Below are 18,714 nucleotides of genomic sequence, written 5' to 3'. Positions count from 1 at the left end.
CTATGCAATTTTAGGGGTTTTAGGTCAATTCTTCCTAATATTAAAACCAACACGCGAAAACACTGCAACCAGAAGGAGGAAGAGTGCACTCAGCCAGAAGATTCGGCTTCGCGTAGCGTCGTCCAAAGGCGTAGGCATCTTTCCCGGCAGAAGTGTGTCGACCACTCCCCTATAATTGTAGGACAATCCTACCATTAAAACCCCACGTGCATCAACAATTGCTGATATACCGCTGTTGGCTGCACGGATAAGGGGTATTCCGGTCTCGACGGCGCGCAGTTGTGCCTGATGGAAATGCTGGCGCGGACCTGGCGTGTCGCCGAACCAGGCATCGTTGGTGATGTTGAGCAGCGCGTCCGCCGTGCGCGCGGCCCCGTCGATCTCGTCAGGGAAGATCGCCTCGTAGCAGACCAGCGGATAGAGTGTCCTGCCGCCGGGCAACGTCATCAGCGAGCGGCTCCTTGCCGCCGAAAAACCGCCCGGCATGGAGGCGGCGACGGAACTCAGGCCCCAGGACGACAGCACCTCCTCGAACGGCAGATACTCGCCAAAGGGGACGAGATGCACCTTGTCGGCGGCGCCGACGATCTGACCGCGACCATCGATGACATAGATCGAGTTGTAGTAGCGCGGCGGCAGGCCGGCGCCCGCATCCTCGGCACGCACTGCACCGGCGATGAGGATCTGATCGTCCTCGAGCGCCTCGGCGATGCGCGCCAGGGCGTCCGGATTGTCGGTGAGGATGAAGGGGATCGACGTCTCGGGCCAGACAATGATGTCCGGGCGTTTGCCGCCGTTTTCGGGTGCGGCAGTGGTGAGCGAAAGATGCTCCTCGAAGACTGCCGCACGCTCGCGGTCGTCGAGCTTTTTCGCCTGGTCGATTACCGGCTGGACGAGACGGACCGTTAGCGGCGGCTCCGCCGCCGCTGGAGCCGGCTGTGCCAGGCGATAGAAGCCGAAGCCGACGTGCGCCGTGAAGAGGACGAGTGCGGCGGCGAGGCCGATCCGGCTGCCCCTGCCGGTGGCAAGTAGTGCGGGTGCCGCGAAGACGAAGACCGCCAGCATGTTGATGGTTGCAAGATTGACGACGCTTGCAGACTGCATCATCAGCGGCATCGGCATCGCCGCATAGCCGATGGCATTCCAGGGAAATCCGCTGAAGAGGAAGCTCCGCAGCCATTCGCAAAGGCCGAAGGCCAGCGCAAGCGCCGCAATCCGCCCGACACCATCGGACCAGAACAGGCGCGCGACAAGGGTCGCGAGCGCGTAAAAGAGCGCCAGGAAGGCCGGAAGACCGACGACAGCGAGCGGCAATGCCCAGGCGAATTCGTCAGCCTCCACCAGGAGCGCGTTGCCGAGCCACCAGAGACCGCCGAGGAAATAGCCGAAGCCGAACCACCAGCCGATCGCCGCCGCCGGCCAGAGCCGCCTGACGATGCCGCCATCCGGATTTCCGGTCGCGCCGTCGAGCAGCCAGACGAGGATCGGGAAGGCGACGAAAGCAAAGGCAAAGATGCCGAAGGGCGGTTGCGCCAGAACTGCGAGAAGTCCCGCGAAGAACGCGAGCAACACCCTCGGGAAACCGGAGAGAAGCATCACTCTGCCAGCCAGTCTTACCATGCAGCCTCCAGTCGATCCCGGCCGCTAGCCACGGCGCCGGAGCGAAACAACAACCGAATCAATCCGCGCCAGTGTTCCAAAAAACCGGCTGCTTGTCCCCTTCGGGGGCGGATTTGGCTGCGGAAGGCACGTGTGCCGGAACCGGCAAATGGCCGAGGGTCCTCTCGAACTTCGTTCAAGTCAGGAGACGTCAAGCGGATGGGTGGCAGGCATCTGCCCCGCGCACTCTGCTCCGCGCACTTGGAAACGTGCACGGAGGCTGAGCGGCCATTACTCGTCGGCCGTTGCTCCGGAAGGTGCGGCGCCGTTTCCACGATTGGCGGTAACCGCCTCCGGAACGGTTTCACCCTCCGGCCGCAAGCGACGGCGCGCCGGCGGGCGCTTGCGCATGATGCGCACGCGTTTCACGCGACGCGGGTCGGCGTCGAGGATCTGGAATTCGAAGCCCGGAATGGCCTGGACGACCTCGCCGCGCACCGGGATGCGGCCGAGCGAGGCAAAGATCAGACCGCCGAGCGTATCGACGTCTTCGAGTTGCTCGCGCACGTCGAAATCGGGGCCGATCGCCGCTGCGATCTCTTCCAGCTCGACGCGAGCGTCGGCGAGGAAAACATCGTCCGAGGTGCGGGCGAACATCACTTCGTCATCGTCGTGCTCGTCCTCGATATCGCCGACGACCATCTCGACGATGTCTTCGAGCGAGACGAGACCATCGGTGCCGCCGTATTCGTCGATGACGAGCGCCATCTGGATACGGGCAGCCTGCATGCGCTGCATCAGGTCCGAGGCCAGCATCGATGGCGGCACGAACAGGAGCTGGCGGACGATACCCGCCTCTTCCAGTGACTTGCCGAGATCGACGCGCGAAAGATCGAAACTCGCCTTCGGCGTTCGGGGCGCCTTCTCGGTCTTTTCGCCTGTAGCGGTCACGGCAGCCGGCGCCTTGCCGTTGCGGCGACGGTTGCGGGCCTGTTTGGTGACGTAGGACAGCAGGTCGCGGATGTGCACCATGCCGCGGGGATCATCGAGACCTTCGTTATAGACCGGCATGCGCGAGCGGCCGGACTCCTCGAAAATCACCATCAGTTCGCCGATGGTGATGCTCTGGTCGACCGCCTCGATATCGGCACGCGGGACCATGACGTCCTCGACCCTGATCTCACGGAAGCGCAGGATGTTGTTGAGCATCGCCCTTTCGCCGGGCGAGAAGACCGTATTGCTGTCGGCATCGGTCTGAAGCGCGTCGGCAAGATCCTCGCGCAGGCTCGATGGACTTGCGCCGCGCAACAGGCGCGCGGCCCGGCTCCAGAAGGAAGAAGTGGATTTCGTGCCCTCGTGTCGAGTGGCGGTGCTACTACTGCCCGCCTCCGCCTCTCCGGAGGCTTCTGCCTCCTCGGTCGCCAGCGCGACGGGCTGTGTTTTGTAATCGCTCATCGGTCCAAACTGTTAATCCGGGGTACGATCCCCGTAGGGGTCAGATAAGCCAAGACGCGCCAAAATGCGAGTCTCCAGGCTTTCCATTCTTTCGGCTTCGTCGTCTTCCATATGATCATAACCGAAAAGATGCAGGAATCCATGCACGAGAAGATGCGTCAGATGCGCATCGAAGGACTTGTCGAGTTCCACGGCTTCGCGCTCGAGCGTCTCGCGGGCGACAATGATGTCCCCGAGCATCGGCCCGGGCATCGTACCGGGCGTCACCGGGAAGGCGGGAAAGGACAGCACATTGGTGGGCTTGTCCTGATTACGCCATTCGGCGTTGATCGCTCGCATGGACGCGTCGTCGGTGAAGACAAGGGAAAGTTCCGGCGGCGTTTTCGGCAGCGGCTGCTTCTCTTCGGCCGCGAGATAGGCTGCCGCCGCTTCAAGCACTGGCGCTGAGAAGGCAAGCAATGCCTCTTCCTCGGGCCAATTGCCTTCTTCCACGCTGATCTGGATGTCCAATGCCGTCATGATCGCAACGACCGCCGATCAGCGGTCGCTCTGCTCGCTTTCGTCGTGAACGGCGGTGTGGGACTCGTAAGCCCTGACGATGCGCGCCACCATCGGGTGGCGGACGACGTCGACGTCCTTGAAACGGACCACCGAAACGCCCTCGACGCCGCGCAAGATCTGCAGAGCCTCGACCAGGCCCGACTTGACGCCGCGAGGCAGGTCGACCTGGCTCGGATCGCCGGTGACGATCATGCGGCCGTTTTCGCCGAGACGGGTCAGGAACATCTTCATCTGCATCGATGTCGTATTCTGCGCCTCGTCGAGGATGACGGCGGCATTGCCGAGCGTACGGCCGCGCATGAAGGCGAGCGGTGCGATTTCGATGACGCCGGCGGTAATCGCCCGCTCGACCTTGTCGCCCGGCATCATGTCATAGAGCGCGTCGTAGAGTGGCCGGAGATAGGGATCGACCTTCTCCTTCATGTCGCCGGGCAGGAAGCCCAGACGCTCGCCGGCCTCGACGGCAGGACGCGAAAGCACGATGCGGTCGACGGCGCCACGCTCCAGAAGCTGGGCGGCATGGGCGACGGCAAGATAGGTCTTGCCGGTACCAGCGGGGCCCACGCCAAAGACGAGCTCGGAACGCTCGAGCGCGCGGATATAGGCGTCCTGCGTCGGTGTGCGCGCTGCGATCGTCTTCTTGCGCGTCGAAATCTGCGCCATCGTCAATTTGGCTTTACGCTCCATGGTCGGCAATTGTAGCTGATCGTCGGCGGCAACCGCCATACGGATCGCGCCCTCGACATCAGAAGTATCGATCGACGCACCACTCTGCAACCGTCCGTAGAGATAATCGAGAGCGCGGCGCGCCTGATTGGTGGCGACGAGGTCTCCCGATATCGCGACGGAATTGCCGCGCGGCCGGGCGTCGATGCGCAGGCGCTCTTCCAGTAGCTTCAAGTTCTGATCGAACTGACCGAAGAGCTCGCTGGCGAACCGATTGTTCTCGAATGTCAGCACGAAGTGATTGGCGTCTGTCGCAGAGGTTTTCGACTGGCGCGTGGATGAAGAGATCAATTCGTGTCCGTTCAAGCGGTTCAGGCTCCTTGTTTTCGGTCCTTACCCGATCATCTCCGCAAACAGGCTGTTCGGCCCGGCCTTGATGATTCGCACCTTGATAATGTCACCGATTTGCGATGCTTTTGCATCAACATTCACGGGCTGTAGCCAAGGAGAACGCCCGACGAGCTGGCCCGGCATGCGCCCTTGCTTCTCCAAAAGCAGGTCGATTTCGCGGCCGACGCAGGATTCGGCAAAGGCGCGCTGCTGCGAAAACAGCAAAGCCTGCAATTTTTCCAAGCGCTTGGCTTTCACGTCCTCGGGAACCTGGTCGCCGAGTTCGGCGCCGGGCGTGCCGGGACGCGTCGAATATTTGAACGAAAATGCCTGTGCATAACCCACGACGTCGACCAGCCGCATGGTGTCTTCGAAGTCCTCGTCGGTCTCGCCCGGGAAGCCGACGATGAAATCGCCCGACAAAGCGAGGTCCGGCTGGACCGCGCGGATACGCTCGATCAGCGCCAGATATTCGGCCGCCGTATGCCTCCGGTTCATCGCCTTCAGGATGCGGTCCGAGCCGGACTGAACCGGCAGATGCAGATAAGGCATCAGCTTGCCCATCGAGCGATGCGCCTCGATCAGGCTGTCGTCCATGTCGCGCGGGTGGCTCGTCGTGTAGCGGAGCCGGGCAAGACCCTCGATCTCGCCTAGACGCATGAGCAGGTCGCCAAGCCCCCATTCGCTGCCATCGGGTCCAACACCGTGCCAGGCGTTGACGTTCTGGCCGAGCAGGGTGATTTCACGCACGCCGCCATCGACCAGCTTTTCCGCTTCCGAGACAATCTGCGCAACCGGGCGCGACACTTCGGACCCACGCGTATAGGGCACGACACAGAAGGTGCAGAATTTGTCGCAGCCTTCCTGCACCGTCAGGAAGGCGGTGACGCCGCGGGCGCGGGTCTTTGCCTTGTCGGGCGCCGGCAGGTGTTCGAACTTGTCCTCGACGGCATAATCCGTCTGGACGACGCGCTCGCCGCTGCGGGCACGCTTCAGTGCTTCCGGCAGGCGGTGATAGGTGGTCGGGCCGATCACCAGATCGACCGCAGGCGCACGCCTGAGGATCTCGTCGCCTTCGGCCTGGGCGACGCAGCCGGCGACGCCGATCACCATCTCGCGACCTTCCTTGGCCTTCGCCTTTTTCAGATCGCGCAGACGGCCGAGTTCGGAATAGACCTTCTCCGCCGCCTTCTCGCGAATATGACAGGTGTTGAGCAGCACGAAGTCGGCGTCTTCCAGCACGTCCGTCGAGACATAACCATCGCGCGACAGGGCATCCGACATGCGATCGGAATCATAGACGTTCATCTGGCAGCCGTAAGTCTTGACGAAGACCTTACGGGCCGGCGCGCGCTCGTCGCCCGTTGCGGGCGTTATCGACAGAAGGGCAGTTTCCTGGGTCATGCCGCGTTCTTTAGTGCAAAGCGGTCCGGAATTGAAGTATTTTCGGCGCAGCCCCCTTGGCCGAAAACGCCTCAGGCACGGCCACGCAGGCGGTCCGACAGCATGCTGCGGATGCTCTGCTCGATCCTGCGGCTGACTTCCTTGCGATTGGTGTGCCGGTCATAGTCGATGGCCTCGCCAAAATCGACATCGACCTCGATGGCGCCTTCCCGCAGGATGCCGAGCAGATGCGGTACCAGTTCGGTGTCGCCCGGCCACGCGGCGATCGGCCGATTGAAGCGGCCCATCGGCATGCCGTGAATACCCGTATAGGAGATCGCCACCGGCTGCACATGCACCAGACCGGTCGGCGAATGCGGCACGGCGGAGGCAGCAGCGCCGAATAGCGAGGTCTTGATCTCCAGAAGGCGATTCCCGTCCGACGTCGTTCCCTCCGGAAAGAGCACGACAATCTCGCCCGCCGCCATGCGCTGGCCGATTTCGCTCACCTGTTTGCCGGCCGAGCGTTTCTGCTCGCGCTCGACGAAGATCGAAGCCTGCAGCCGCGCCAGAATGCCGAAGACCGGCCAGTTCTTCACTTCGGACTTCGCGACAAAGACCACGTCGGCCACCGAGGACAGCACCAGAATGTCCTTCCAGGAGGCGTGATTGGCGCAGATGAGCAGCGGCCGCCGGCGCTCGACCTCACCGTGGACCCTGACCTTGATACCGAGCAGGTAACAGGCGAGCCGGTGCCAGTATCGTGGCAGGCGGCGGCGAAGCTTCAGGCCGAACCACAGGCAGACGATCTGGATCGGCATCAGGACGAGCGAAACCAGCGCCAGAAGCGTCGCGAAGATCGCAATCCGTAGCCAATTGATCATCCGAAATAGGGTTCCCGCGCGAGATTCTCGAGGTCGGAGCAGGATGCGGGCAGAAACCCGCCTACACTTTTCCTCGTCCCGCTCTCATCCGCGCTTGGTGCTAGCGAAGATCGAGGCGCATGACAAGCGCAGCGGTCCGCTGGCCAGCCTTGTCCTGATAATAGGCGCGGCGCTCGCCGACCTTGTTGAAGCCGAGCTTACGGTAAAGCCCGATCGCCGCCTGATTGGTCTCATCCACTTCGAGGAACAGCGCGTCGGAGCCCTTGACCAGAGCTTCGCGCATAGCCGCCTGCATCAGCCGCCAGCCGAGACCGGAGCGCGCATAACGCGGCTCGACGCCGATCGTCAGGATTTCAGCCTCGCCGGCGACGGCGCGCGACAGAACGAAACCACCGAAGGCCGGACGGAAGCTGCCATTGGTCTGCCGGGCGACGAAACCGAATACCGTCTCCTGCACCAGCAGCGCATGAATTTCGCCGTCGCTCCACGGCGACGCGAACCGCTGGCGATGCAGCGCCGCCGCCGCAAGCAGGTCGGCTTCCTCCAGCGGGAAAATGTCGAATTCGGTGCGGCGGGTGAAGTAGTCGGTGAAGCTCATCTCGGTCTACGCTCGGGCAATCGCGAAGCCCGCCTGCGGCTTGGCATCGGGGCCTCTGAGATATAGCGGTCGCGGCTTGGCCGAGGCTGGATCAGCAGCGCTACCGAGCGCGGCGACAAAGGCAACATCGGTGAGTTCGGAAGGTTTGGTTGGGGCATCCGGGGCAACGAGAGCCGCGCCCGAGCCGCCGATGACGCCATCAAAGCCGGAGAAGCGTTCGCGCGCCACCTCGACGGAGAGCGCTTCGGGCTCACTTATCGCAGCACCGGTCGCGCTAAAAGCCTGGACATAGACTTCGTCCCGCTTGGCATCGATGGCCACGAGAACGTCCCTGCCGGGCGCTGCTGCACGGATACCTTCAGCCAGGACCGCAAGCGTCGAAACGCCGACCGCAGGCTTGCCGAGTGCCAGCGCCAAACCGCGGCCCGCCGCGACACCGACGCGAATGCCGGTGAACGAGCCCGGACCGACGGTGACGGCGATGCGGTCGATATCGGTGAGCGATCGGCCGCTCGTCGCGAGCGCTTCGTCGACAAACTCCATCAGACGCTCGGCGTGCCCCTTGCCGAGATCGGCGCCGGAGCGCCCGAGCACGGCAGCCGCTTCGCTGTCATAGACGGCAGCGGAGCAGCCGGAACCGGACGTGTCGATCGCAAGTACAATCATTTCAACGCTGTGATCTTTTGAGACGCCACAAGCCGCAAAGCCGATCGGGCTTTGCGGCAAAATCGATACGCGAAAGCTCGGCGCCGGTGAAGGCGCGCGAAATCAGACGGCCTCGACCGCTTCCACCTCGGGAACGAAATGGCGCAGCAGGTTCTGCACGCCGTGCTTCAGCGTCGCCGTCGACGACGGGCAACCGGAGCACGCACCCTTCATATTGAGGAATACGGTGCCGTCCTTGAAGCCGCGGAAAGTGATGTCGCCACCATCCTGCGCAACGGCCGGACGCACGCGGGTTTCCAGAAGCTCCTTGATCGTGGCAACGATCGTCTCGTCACCCTCGTCGAAGAACTCGTCTTCCTGGTCCGACTGCTCGGCGCGGCCGCTGCCTGCCATGATCGCCTGGCCCGACATGAAGTGCTCCATGATCGAACCGAGGATCGCCGGCTTCAGGTGCTGCCATTCCTGGTTTTCCTTGCTGACGGTGATGAAATCATAGCCGAAATAGACGCCCGTGACGCCCGGGATCGAAAACAGCCGTGCGGCGAGCGGCGATCCGGCGCGGGCTTCTTCCTCGTCACGGAACTCGGCCGTGCCGCTTTCCAGAACCACCTTGCCCGGCAGAAACTTCAGCGTCGCCGGGTTCGGCGTGGCTTCGGTCTGAATGAACATGTCTGTCTCCGTTTCGCCGGGAGCGACATCCGCCCAGCTCTTTAGAATTATTCAAAAGAATATAGGGGCACGGCCCTCTGGTCGCAAGAGTACATAAAGCGGGATGAGGAAAAGTGTGAGCGGTTTTCCGCCCGCATCCCGCTTGGCCCATGAAAAGCGACGCAGGTCAGCTGAGCGCGTCGATCTCCTCGTCCGTCAGGGCATCGGGGATGACCGTGACGGGAATGGGAAAGGCCGCGGCCTTGCCCGCGATCGACGACACCAGGGGGCCCGGACCCTCTTTCGCCGATCCGGCGGCCAGCACCAGAATGGCGATGTCGCGGTCCTCCTCGATCGCCGCATGGATCTGCTCCGTGGCAGTCCCTTCGCGAATGACGATCTCGGGCTCGATACCGATCCGCTCTCGGACCGCCTGGGCCACCTTGGCGAGCGTTGCCTCGGCCTCTTCGCGTGCTTCTGCACGCATGATTTCCTCAACCCCCAGCCATTGCTGGAAGTCGCCATCGGCGATCACATAGAGCAGGACGAGACCACCATTGGAGTTCCTGGCGCGCATGCCCGCATAGTGCACGGCGCGCCCGCATTCCGGGGTATCGTCTATCACCGCCATGAATTTGCGGCGGTGTCCTTCAAGTCGAGAGAGTCGGGTCGAGACCATAGGGTGAACATTACATCCCGGGCGAGCCGCCGCAAGGTCTGATTTTTGCGTTTGGGAGCCAGACGCGAAAAAGTGCCTGAGGTTTTCCGCCCGCCGCATTTCAGTCAGCGAAAGCCTTCACGCAAAGCGAAACCGGGTCTGGGGCTCCCCCAGACCCGGCCGTTATTACTGCAGAAAGCCGATGATCTCGCGAACTTCGCGCATCGTCTTTTCCGCCCGCGCCCGTGCCCGCTCGCCGCCGTCGCGCAGGATGGCGTCGATATGGGCGGTGTCGCCCATCAGGCGACGCATCTCGCCGGTAATCGGTGCGAGAACCTCGACCGCCAGGTCGACGAGCGCCGGCTTGAACACCGAGAACTGCTGCCCGCCGAACTCGGCCAGAACCTGTTCCTTGGTCTTGTCGGAGAGTGCGGCATAGATGCCGACCAGGTTGTCCGCCTCGGGACGGCCCTTCAGACCATCGAGCTCGCTCGGAAGTGCGTCCGGATCGGTCTTGGCCTTGCGGATCTTCTTCGAGATCGTTTCGGCATCATCCATCAGGTTGACGCGCGAAAGGTCGGACGGGTCGGACTTCGACATCTTCTTCGTGCCATCGCGCAGCGACATGACACGCGGCGTCGCGCCACCGATGAGCGGTTCTACCGGCGGGAAATAGGCATGGATCGGCTCCTCGCCGACGACCATGTCGACGCCGTAGCCGGCGCTGCGGATATGCTCCATGAAGTCGATGTTGAACTTCTGGGCGATATCGCGCGTCAGCTCCAGATGCTGCTTCTGGTCGTCCCCGACAGGAACGTGGGTGGCGCGATAGACAAGGATGTCAGCCGCCATCAGGCTCGGATAGGCGAGCAGGCCGAGTGAGGCGTTCTCACGGTCCTTGCCGGCCTTGTCCTTGAACTGCGTCATGCGGTTCATCCAGCCGATGCGGGCAACGCAATTGAAGATCCAGGCGAGTTCGGCGTGCTGCGGCACGGCCGACTGGTTGAAGACGATATGTTTCTTCGGGTCGATGCCCGAAGCGATGAAGGCAGCGGCGATCGAGCGGATCTGCCCCTTCAGGTCCTCGTGCACGAGTTGCGCCGTGATCGAATGCAGGTCGACGACGCAGTAAATGCAATCGTTGTTTTCCTGCAGTGCCACGAACTTGCGGATCGCGCCGAGATAATTGCCGAGATGGAGATTGCCCGTCGGCTGAACGCCGGAGAATACGAGCGGCTTGAATTCGTTCATGTCGTCCTCAATAGGCTGGTGGAGGGCCCCAGGGCTTTTTATCGCCCATGTAGCTAACGGCATGGCTTATGCACGGGTGACGACAGGCAATCAAGAGGTGGCCGCGGCCTCGTCTATTGCGCCGGTTGCAGCAGATCCCAATGGTTGCCGAACGGATCGCTGAAGACCGCCACCGTGCCATAGGGCTCATGGCGCGGCGCTTCCAGAAAGACGACGCCGGCGGCGAGCATCGCGGCATGGTCCCGGGTGAAATCATCGGTGAACAGGAAGAAGCCAACACGACCGCCGGTCTGGTTGCCGATCGCCGCCTGCTGCCGTTCGCCATCGGCCTTGGCAAGCAGCAACGAAGTCTCGACAGCCCCTTTCGGACGAACGACGACCCAGCGCTTGTCTTCGTCGAGCCTGGTGTCCTCCACGAGGTCGAAGCCGAGCTTGCCACAATAGAAGGCGACGCCGGCATCATAGTCCGGCACGACCAGGGCAATGCGTGCGATCGTCTGGCGCATCAGTCGTTTGCCTCCGTCGCGGCGGCAGGTTCCGCCGGGGCTTTCGACCCGCGTTTGATGTTGCGGCGGATCATGCCGAGGCTAGCGCCGCCGAGGCCGAAGGCGAGCGCGAAGTAGATCACCATGGCGACGGCTACGAGGCCTGTCAGTGTTGTTGCCCGCGTGAAGAGCGACGCCGCCGAGGACAGTTCGAAAGCGAACCAGCCGATCGCGAAATACAGTGCCAAGGCCATACCCGCCGCTGCTATGGCGAGACGCGGAATGCGGGTGAGCAAAGGAATGTCTCTGCCCCAATGGCCGCGCCAGACGAGGGTCGCAAAGAGCAGCACGGCATTGACCCAGCCGGCGACGATCTCGGCGGTGGCGATGCCGCTTGCGCCAAGCCGCGGAAACAGGGTGAGCGCCAGCGACACGTTCACGACGACGGAAATGGCAGCGAAGATCATCGGCGTGCGCGTATCCTCGCGCGCGAAGAAGCCGGGGATGAAGGCCTTGATCAGCACGAAGGCCGGCAGACCGAGACCGTAGATCGCCAGGATATGACCGACGATGACGGTCGATTCCGGCGAGAACTTGCCACGCTCGAAGAGCAACCGAACGATTGGCTCGGACATGACCAGAAGCGCTGCCGCAGCCGGAAGCGTCAGGAACAGGGTGAACTCGACGGAGCGGTTCTGCAGGTTAGACGCTTCGTTGACATTGCCGGAACGCAGCGCCCGGGCCAGTTCCGGCAAAAGCACCGTTGCCACCGCGATGCCGACGACGCCAAGTGGAAGCTGGTAGATGCGGTCCGCATAGACCAGCGACGAGACCGCGCCTTCGCTCGCCGAGGCGATGTTGGTATTGATCAGGAGGTTGATCTGGGTGATGCCACCGGTGATCGCCGCCGGCAGGGCCAGCACCAGCAGACGCCTGACGCTCGCGGTCATCTTGGGCCGGCGCAGACCGATCTTGATGCCGGCGTCGCGCACGGCGATCCAGACGATCGCAAGCTGCACCAGACCGGCCGCCATGACGCCCCAGGACAGCGCATAGCCGACGGCCACCGGATCCTGGCCCGCATACCAGGCATAGGCCAGCACGCCGATCAGGATGACATTGAGGAAGACAGGCGCAATCGCTGCCGCAAAGAAGCGATGCAGCGAGTTCAGCATGCCGCCCATCATCGCCGCCAGCGACATGCAGGCGAGATAGGGGAACATGATGCCGGCAAAGACGATGGTGTTGCCGAGCTTTTGCGGATCGTCGGCAAAGCCGGGCGCGATCAGCTTGCTGACGATGAAGGGCATCGTCAGTTCCATCGCGATCGTCAGGAACAGAAGCACGGTGAAGAGAACGCCGAAGACTTCCTCTGAAAATCGCCGCGCACCCTCCATGCCGTTCGCCTCGATCTCCTTGGCGAAGAGCGGCACGAAAGCGGAGTTGAAGGCACCTTCGGCAAACAGCCGGCGGAAAGTGTTCGGCAGGCGGAAGGCGGTGTTGAAGGCGTCGGCGACCGGGCCGGTGCCGAGCGCTGCCGCCATGAAGGTTTCGCGGATGAAGCCGAACAGCCGGCTTCCGAGCGTCGCGCCGCCGACGGTTGCAAATTTCTTGACCAGACTCATGTTTCGGCTTTTGTCGTTCTGTGAGCGGAGGAAACGCCCGGAGCGGGCGCGATGATGCCCGAGGGCATGCGGTCGCGGGCCTCGTCGCCCTCGCCGGCCATGACGGCCTTGAGGCGGGCGGCAATGTTCATCTGACGGTTTTCGCTCGTCACCTTCTGACCGACGAGGTCGGTGACATAGAAGGTGTCGATCACCTTCTCGCCGAAGGTGGTGATGTGGGCCGAGGCGATGTCGAGCGAGAGGTCGGAGAGCACCGCGGTGATCTCGGACAAGAGGCCCGGACGGTCGAGGCCCTCGACCTCGATCACCGTAAACTTGTTCGACAGCGTGTTGCTGATCGTCACCTCGGGCGTCACGGTAAACGCCTTGGTGCGCTTCTTCACCTTCGTCCGGCTGGCGATCACTTCCGGCAGACGCTTGCGGCCGGAAAGCACGTCCTCGATCAGCTTGCCGATGTTGCCCGCTCGCCGCATCTCGTCGCCGTCGACGGCGAACTCGCGGTTCACCAGGATCGTATCGAGCGCACGCCCGTCCGAGGTCGTGAAGATCTGGGCGTCGACGATGTTGGCGCCGGCGGCCGCGCAGGCGCCGGCGATCACGGTCAACAGCCGCGGATGGTCAGGCGAAAGCACGGTGATTTCAGTGATGGCGTGGAACTGGTGGGTGCGCACCATGGTCGCCAGCGCCTTGCCGGCGGCATCGGCCTCACGGATGAAGCGAGCATGGCGCACCTGCTCTTCGAGCGCCACCGTCAGCAGATAGGGCTGATAGTGCAAGCGCACATAGTCGTCGCGCTCCTTCTCCGTCCAGTCTGTCAACGCCTCGCCGAGCATGACCGCGGCATGCGCCGCGCGCTCCTTGCGCGACAATTCCGAGAAGCCTCCCGAAAGCAACAGTTCGGTCTCATAGTAGAGTGTGCGCAACAGCTGCCCCTTCCAGCCGTTCCACACGCCCGGGCCGACGGCGCGGATATCGCAGACGGTCAGGACCAGCAGCATCTTCAGCCGGTCGAGCGACTGCACCCGCTCGGCAAAGTCGACGATGGTCTTGCGGTCGTTGAGGTCGCGGGTCTGGGCGACCATCGACATCAACAGGTGCTCCTCGATCAACCAGGCGACGAGTTCTGTCTGCTTCGGCGAAAGCCCGAAGCGCGGGCAGAGCTTGCGCGCCACCTTGGCGCCCGCGGTCGAGTGATCCTCGGGCCGGCCCTTGGCGATGTCGTGCAGCAGCACGGCGACGTAGAGCGCCTCGCGCTCTTCGATCCCCGGCATCAGCTTGGCGACCAGCGGATGCGCCTCCTCCTCGATGCCGCCTTCGATGCGCGAGAGCACGTCGACGGTGCGCAGCAGATGCTCGTCGACCGTGTAGTGATGATACATGTTGAACTGCATCATCGAGACGATCTTGCCGAAATCCGGGATGAAGCGGCCAAGTACGCCCGCCTCGTTCATGCGCCGCAGGATGAGCTCGGGCTTGCGGCGCGAGGTGAGGATCGACAGGAAGAGGCGGTTTGCCTCCTCGTTTTCGCGCAGCGCCGGCTTGATCAGGCTCAGCGACCGCGTCACCTGGCGAAGCGCCGCCGGGTGAAACTCCAGCCCGTTGATGTCGGCGATGTGGAAGAAGCGAAGCAGATTGACCGGGTCGCGCTTGAAGACATCAGGACTTGCCAGCGCGATGCGGCCGCCATCGTCGACAAAATCGAGCGTGCCGGCGATCTTGCGACTGCGATGGGTGAAGCGGCCGATGATGCCGGATATGCCGGGCGCATCCTTCGCCTGCTGGTCTTCGAGCGCCGCGCAGAAGATGCGCGTCAGGTCGCCGACATCCTTCGCCACCAGGAAGTAATGCTTCATGAAACGTTCGACGGCGGAGAGACCGGGATGGTCGTGATAGCCGAGCGCTTCGGCGATCTCGCGCTGAATGTCGAAGGAGAGCCGTTCTTCCGCCTTGCCGGTGAGGAAGTGCATATGGCAGCGCACGGCCCAGAGGAAATCCTCCGCCTTCTGGAAAAGCTGGTATTCCTGCCGCGACAGGACGCCGAGCTTGACGAGATCGGCGGTATCCTTGAGGCGGTAGAAGTACTTGGCGATCCAGAACAGTGTGTGCAGGTCGCGAAGACCGCCCTTGCCTTCCTTCACGTTCGGCTCGACGAGATAACGCGTATCGCCCGCCTTGCGGTGGCGCTCGTCACGCTCGGCAAGCTTGGCGGCGATGAAATCCGGGCCGGTGTTGCGCACGATCTCGTGGTCGAAACGGGTTTCCAGTTCGGCGCTCAGCGTCTCGGAGCCGCAGATGTAGCGCGTCTCGAGAATGGCCGTGCGGATCGTCATGTCGGCGCGCGACAGGCGAATGCACTCGTCGATGGTTCGGGTGGCGTGGCCGACCTTGAAGCCCAGATCCCAGAGGATATAGAGCATGAACTCGATCGCCGGCTCCGCCCAGACGGCCTTCTTGACCGGCAGCAGGAACAGAAGATCGATGTCGGAGCCTGGCGCCAGCGTGCCGCGGCCGTAACCACCGACCGCAGCCACCGCGATGCGGGACGCCGGTGGCGCATTGGCCGCATCGAAGATCTCGTTGAGCACGAAATCATGCAGCACGGTGATCAGCTGATCCTGCAGCCAGGAAATGCGTTCGGCACACAGAATGCCGGCACCATCGGCGTAGAACAGCTCGCGCGCCTTGGCGCGGCCGGCGGTGTTTGCCTGCTTGAAGGCGGCCAAAAGCGCCTGGCGCATCGGCTCGCGTTGCTCGGCATGGGCCGAAGCGATGAAGTCGCACTTCGCCCGGAGCGCTGCGACGTCGAGAATTTCGGGAAAGAAAGTTTCGTGTCTGCCCATGTAGTGCCGAGGGCCGTCCTGTCCGACTGGTTGCGTGGTTCGCTGCATGAAGAGCGCTCCTGCATGCTCCCATCCGATCAAGGCCGAACCGGGACCGTGCAGCATTCAAAATTACTACCGGCTCATCGCCGCGCCCTTTCAAGGCGCGCGGCGCTGTATAGCCTTTTTCATCACCGCATGCACTGCAAAAACCGAAGACCCGTTACTTGGCGTTCAGTTCCTTTTTCAGCGCGTAGAGCGCATCGAGCGCCTCGCGCGGCGTCATGTCGTCGGGGTTGAGCGCCTTCAGTGCCTCGTCAACCCTGGAGTTTCCTGCGGGCTTCACCTCTTCGCGCCGGATTGCCACCTGGAACAACGGCAGGTCGTCGATCAACTGGCTGGCCGGGTTCTTGCGGTCGGCGTCCTCGAGCTTGGCAAGCACATCCTTGGCACGCGCCACCACGGACGCCGGCAGGCCGGCAAGCCGGGCGACCTGAATGCCATAGGACCGATCAGCGGCACCCGGACCAACCTCGTGCAGGAAGATCACGTCGCCGTGCCATTCCTTCACACGCATGGTCGCATTCGAAAGCCGACCGAGCTTTTCCGAAAGCACGGTCAACTCGTGGAAGTGAGTGGCAAACAGCCCGCGGCAACGGTTCGCCTCGTGCAGATGCTCGACCGCCGCCCAGGCGATCGACAGGCCGTCGAAGGTGGCGGTGCCACGGCCGATCTCGTCGAGGATCACCAGCGAGCGATCGGTCGCCTGGTTCAGGATCGCCGCCGTCTCGACCATCTCGACCATGAAGGTCGAGCGGCCGCGCGCCAGATCGTCGGAGGCACCGACACGGGAGAAGAGCCGGTCGACAATGCCGATGTGGGCGCTCGTAGCCGGAACGAACGTGCCCATCTGGGCCATGATGGCGATCAGCGCGTTCTGGCGCAGGAAGGTCGACTTACCGCCCATGTTGGGGCCGGTGAGCAGCCAGATCGCGCCGCCCTCTTCGCCCTCAGGCGGCGAGAGATCGCAGCCGTTGGCGACGAAGGCATTTGATGCCTGGCGCTTCAGCGCCTGCTCGACCACCGGATGGCGGCCGCCGTCGATCGCAAACATGCGCGAGCGGTCGACGGTGGGGCGGGCATAGGCCTGCTCTTCCGCAAGCACGGCAAGCCCGACAGAAACGTCCACGGTGGCAAGCGCCAGTGCTGCCGCCTTGAGCGTCTCGGCGGCGGAGACGACTTCCGCCGTCATCGCATCGAAGGCCTCGAGCTCGATCGACAGCGCGCGGTCGGCGGCGTTGGCGATCTTGCTTTCCAGTTCGGCAAGCGCTGTGGTGGTGAAACGCATGGCATTCGCCATTGTCTGGCGATGGATGAAACGGGCGCGGCCCTCGTCCGTGTCGGTCATCGAGCCGGCATTGCCGGCGGTTACCTCGATGAAGTAGCCGAGCACGTTGTTGTGCTTGATCTTCAGCGACTTGATGCCGGTCTCTTCGGAATATTGCAGCTGCAGCCCGGCGATCACCCGGCGCGACTGGTCGCGCAGCGCCCGGACTTCATCAAGTTCTGCATTGGCGCCTTCACACACGAAGCCGCCATCGCGCTTCAGCAGCGGTAATTCTTCGCCAAGGGTGGCATCAAGCAAACCAAGCAGGCCGGCCGGCAGAGCGTCGATTGCGGCTCGGGCGTCCTTCAGTTCATCGGAGAGCGTGCCTGCGGCCATCAACCGTGAAATCGACGCCGACGCATGCAGGCCCGCCTGGATGGCGCCGAGGTCGCGCGGGCCGCCACGGCCGAGTGCCAGCCGCGACAGGGCGCGCGGCATGTCCGGGGCGCGCCGTAGTGCATCGCGGAGGTCGCCAGCGAAGGAGGGTTGGTCGGAAAGAATCTCGATCGAGTCGAGACGCTGATTGATGCGATCCGGATCGGTGAGCGGCGACATCAGCCGCTCGGCAAGAAGCCGGGCGCCGCCGCTGGTCACGGTGCGGTCGAGCGCCTTCAACAGCGTACCTTCGCGCGCGCCGGAGAGCGTCTTGACGAGTTCGAGATTGCCGCGGGTCGCCGGGTCGATGAACAGTGTCGAAGCGGCACTTTCGCGTTCGGGCGTGCCGAGCGCCGGACGTTCGGCAAGCTGGGTCTTTTCGACATAGGAGATCGCCGCGGACGCCGCGGCCAGTTCGGCGCGTGAAAAAGTGCCGAAACCATCGAGCGTCTTGACGCCGAAATAGCGGCTAATGCGGCCTTCGGCCGTCGCGCTGTCGAACAGCACCGCCGGTTGCGGCACGGCCACTCGTCCGAGCACGTCGAAGACGGGCCTCAGCTCGGGATCATGGAAGACAGTATCGGCGAGGATCAACTCGCGCGGCTCGATGCGCAGGATATCGGCAAGCAACCGGCTTTCGGCGGTCTCGGCCAGCCGGAAGATGCCGGTGGAGATATCGATCCAGGCGAGCGCATAGGCCGGCTCGGAGCCGCTTTTGATCCGCGCCAGGGCCATCAGGTAGTTGGTTTCCGACGGCGACAGCAGCTTTTCTTCGGTGATCGTGCCGGGCGTGACGAGGCGCACGACGTCGCGACGCACCACCGACTTGCTGCCGCGTTTCTTGGCTTCCGCCGGGTCCTCGACCTGCTCGCAGACGGCGACACGGAAACCGAGGCCGATCAGCTTTTGCAGGTAGTCATCCGCGGCATGCACCGGCACGCCGCACATCGGGATCTCCTGCCCCATGTGCTGGCCGCGCTTGGTCAGCGTGATGCCGAGCGCGCGCGAGGCTTCGACGGCGTCCTGGAAGAACAGCTCGTAGAAGTCGCCCATGCGGTAGAACAGCAGCGAATCCGGGTTGTTCGCCTTGATCTCGATGAATTGTTCCATCATCGGCGTTGCCGTGGAACGGCTTTCCTCGCTCGCCAGTTCGGCTGCGGATAAAACCTCCCCCGCGCGGGTCGAATAGTCTGTCACGAAATTCATGATTGTTCCGAAAAAAGAGATGGCACACTATCGCCAAGGAATTATAGACGACAACCAT

General features: G+C 63.2%; 15 protein-coding genes. All 15 read right to left on the bottom strand.

Annotated features, from left to right (window positions below):
* Nucleotides 1-24 precede the first annotated feature (24 nt).
* The 15 genes from lnt to mutS all read right to left on the bottom strand — a co-directional run bounded on the left by lnt (nucleotide 25) and on the right by mutS (nucleotide 18,656).
* Entirely contained in the window at nucleotides 25-1,620 is a 1,596-nt protein-coding gene (gene lnt / locus PWG15_RS00240) for an apolipoprotein N-acyltransferase (RefSeq protein WP_275022500.1), read from the bottom strand.
* A 270-nt stretch (nucleotides 1,621-1,890) separates the two neighbouring features.
* Nucleotides 1,891-3,054 carry a hemolysin family protein gene (locus PWG15_RS00235; protein WP_275022499.1) on the bottom strand — a complete coding sequence of 388 codons (1,164 nt, stop codon included), beginning with the start codon at nucleotides 3,052-3,054 and terminating at the stop codon, nucleotides 1,891-1,893.
* A gap of 12 nt (nucleotides 3,055-3,066) precedes the next feature.
* Nucleotides 3,067-3,573 (bottom strand): rRNA maturation RNase YbeY, encoded by a 507-nt coding sequence (ybeY, locus tag PWG15_RS00230; protein ID WP_275022496.1) that lies wholly within the window; start codon nucleotides 3,571-3,573, stop codon nucleotides 3,067-3,069.
* An 18-nt stretch (nucleotides 3,574-3,591) separates the two neighbouring features.
* Nucleotides 3,592-4,647 (bottom strand): PhoH family protein, encoded by a 1,056-nt coding sequence (locus PWG15_RS00225; RefSeq protein WP_275022494.1) that lies wholly within the window; start codon nucleotides 4,645-4,647, stop codon nucleotides 3,592-3,594.
* A gap of 27 nt (nucleotides 4,648-4,674) precedes the next feature.
* Nucleotides 4,675-6,075, bottom strand: a complete 1,401-nt coding sequence (gene miaB, locus PWG15_RS00220) for a tRNA (N6-isopentenyl adenosine(37)-C2)-methylthiotransferase MiaB (RefSeq protein WP_275022493.1) — start codon at nucleotides 6,073-6,075, stop codon at nucleotides 4,675-4,677.
* Nucleotides 6,076-6,146: 71 nt separating this feature from the next.
* Entirely contained in the window at nucleotides 6,147-6,938 is a 792-nt protein-coding gene (locus PWG15_RS00215; protein WP_275022491.1) for a lyso-ornithine lipid O-acyltransferase, read from the bottom strand.
* Between the two features lie 100 nt (nucleotides 6,939-7,038).
* Nucleotides 7,039-7,536, bottom strand: coding sequence for a GNAT family N-acetyltransferase (locus PWG15_RS00210; RefSeq protein ID WP_275022490.1), 498 nt, complete (start codon nucleotides 7,534-7,536; stop codon nucleotides 7,039-7,041).
* Between the two features lie 6 nt (nucleotides 7,537-7,542).
* Nucleotides 7,543-8,202, bottom strand: coding sequence for a tRNA (adenosine(37)-N6)-threonylcarbamoyltransferase complex dimerization subunit type 1 TsaB (gene tsaB / locus PWG15_RS00205; RefSeq protein WP_275022489.1), 660 nt, complete (start codon nucleotides 8,200-8,202; stop codon nucleotides 7,543-7,545).
* A gap of 102 nt (nucleotides 8,203-8,304) precedes the next feature.
* Nucleotides 8,305-8,871 carry a NifU family protein gene (locus PWG15_RS00200; RefSeq protein WP_275022488.1) on the bottom strand — a complete coding sequence of 189 codons (567 nt, stop codon included), beginning with the start codon at nucleotides 8,869-8,871 and terminating at the stop codon, nucleotides 8,305-8,307.
* A gap of 166 nt (nucleotides 8,872-9,037) precedes the next feature.
* The gene (locus PWG15_RS00195; protein ID WP_275022487.1) at nucleotides 9,038-9,529 is read right to left on the bottom strand and encodes a universal stress protein; all 492 of its coding nucleotides are present in this window, start codon (nucleotides 9,527-9,529) and stop codon (nucleotides 9,038-9,040) included.
* 165 nt (nucleotides 9,530-9,694) lie between these two features.
* Nucleotides 9,695-10,759: a tryptophan--tRNA ligase gene (gene trpS, locus PWG15_RS00190; protein WP_275022486.1), complete on the bottom strand. Its 1,065-nt coding sequence runs from the start codon at nucleotides 10,757-10,759 to the stop codon at nucleotides 9,695-9,697.
* Nucleotides 10,760-10,872: 113 nt separating this feature from the next.
* Nucleotides 10,873-11,265 (bottom strand): VOC family protein, encoded by a 393-nt coding sequence (locus tag PWG15_RS00185; RefSeq protein WP_275022484.1) that lies wholly within the window; start codon nucleotides 11,263-11,265, stop codon nucleotides 10,873-10,875.
* Entirely contained in the window at nucleotides 11,265-12,869 is a 1,605-nt protein-coding gene (murJ, locus tag PWG15_RS00180) for a murein biosynthesis integral membrane protein MurJ (protein WP_275022483.1), read from the bottom strand. Before murJ ends, PWG15_RS00185 begins: the two co-directional genes overlap by 1 nt.
* Nucleotides 12,866-15,709, bottom strand: coding sequence for a [protein-PII] uridylyltransferase (locus tag PWG15_RS00175; protein WP_275024476.1), 2,844 nt, complete (start codon nucleotides 15,707-15,709; stop codon nucleotides 12,866-12,868). The genes murJ and PWG15_RS00175 overlap by 4 nt, the downstream gene beginning before the upstream one ends.
* 202 nt (nucleotides 15,710-15,911) lie before the next feature.
* Nucleotides 15,912-18,656, bottom strand: coding sequence for a DNA mismatch repair protein MutS (gene mutS, locus PWG15_RS00170; RefSeq protein ID WP_275022482.1), 2,745 nt, complete (start codon nucleotides 18,654-18,656; stop codon nucleotides 15,912-15,914).
* Between the last annotated feature and the right edge of the window lie 58 nt (nucleotides 18,657-18,714).

The sequence above is a fragment of the Ensifer adhaerens genome (assembly GCF_028993555.1).
In the GTDB taxonomy this organism is placed as follows: domain Bacteria; phylum Pseudomonadota; class Alphaproteobacteria; order Rhizobiales; family Rhizobiaceae; genus Ensifer; species Ensifer adhaerens_I.
Note: the sequence above shows the minus strand (reverse complement) of the source record. Positions and strands in the feature narration are given on the sequence as shown.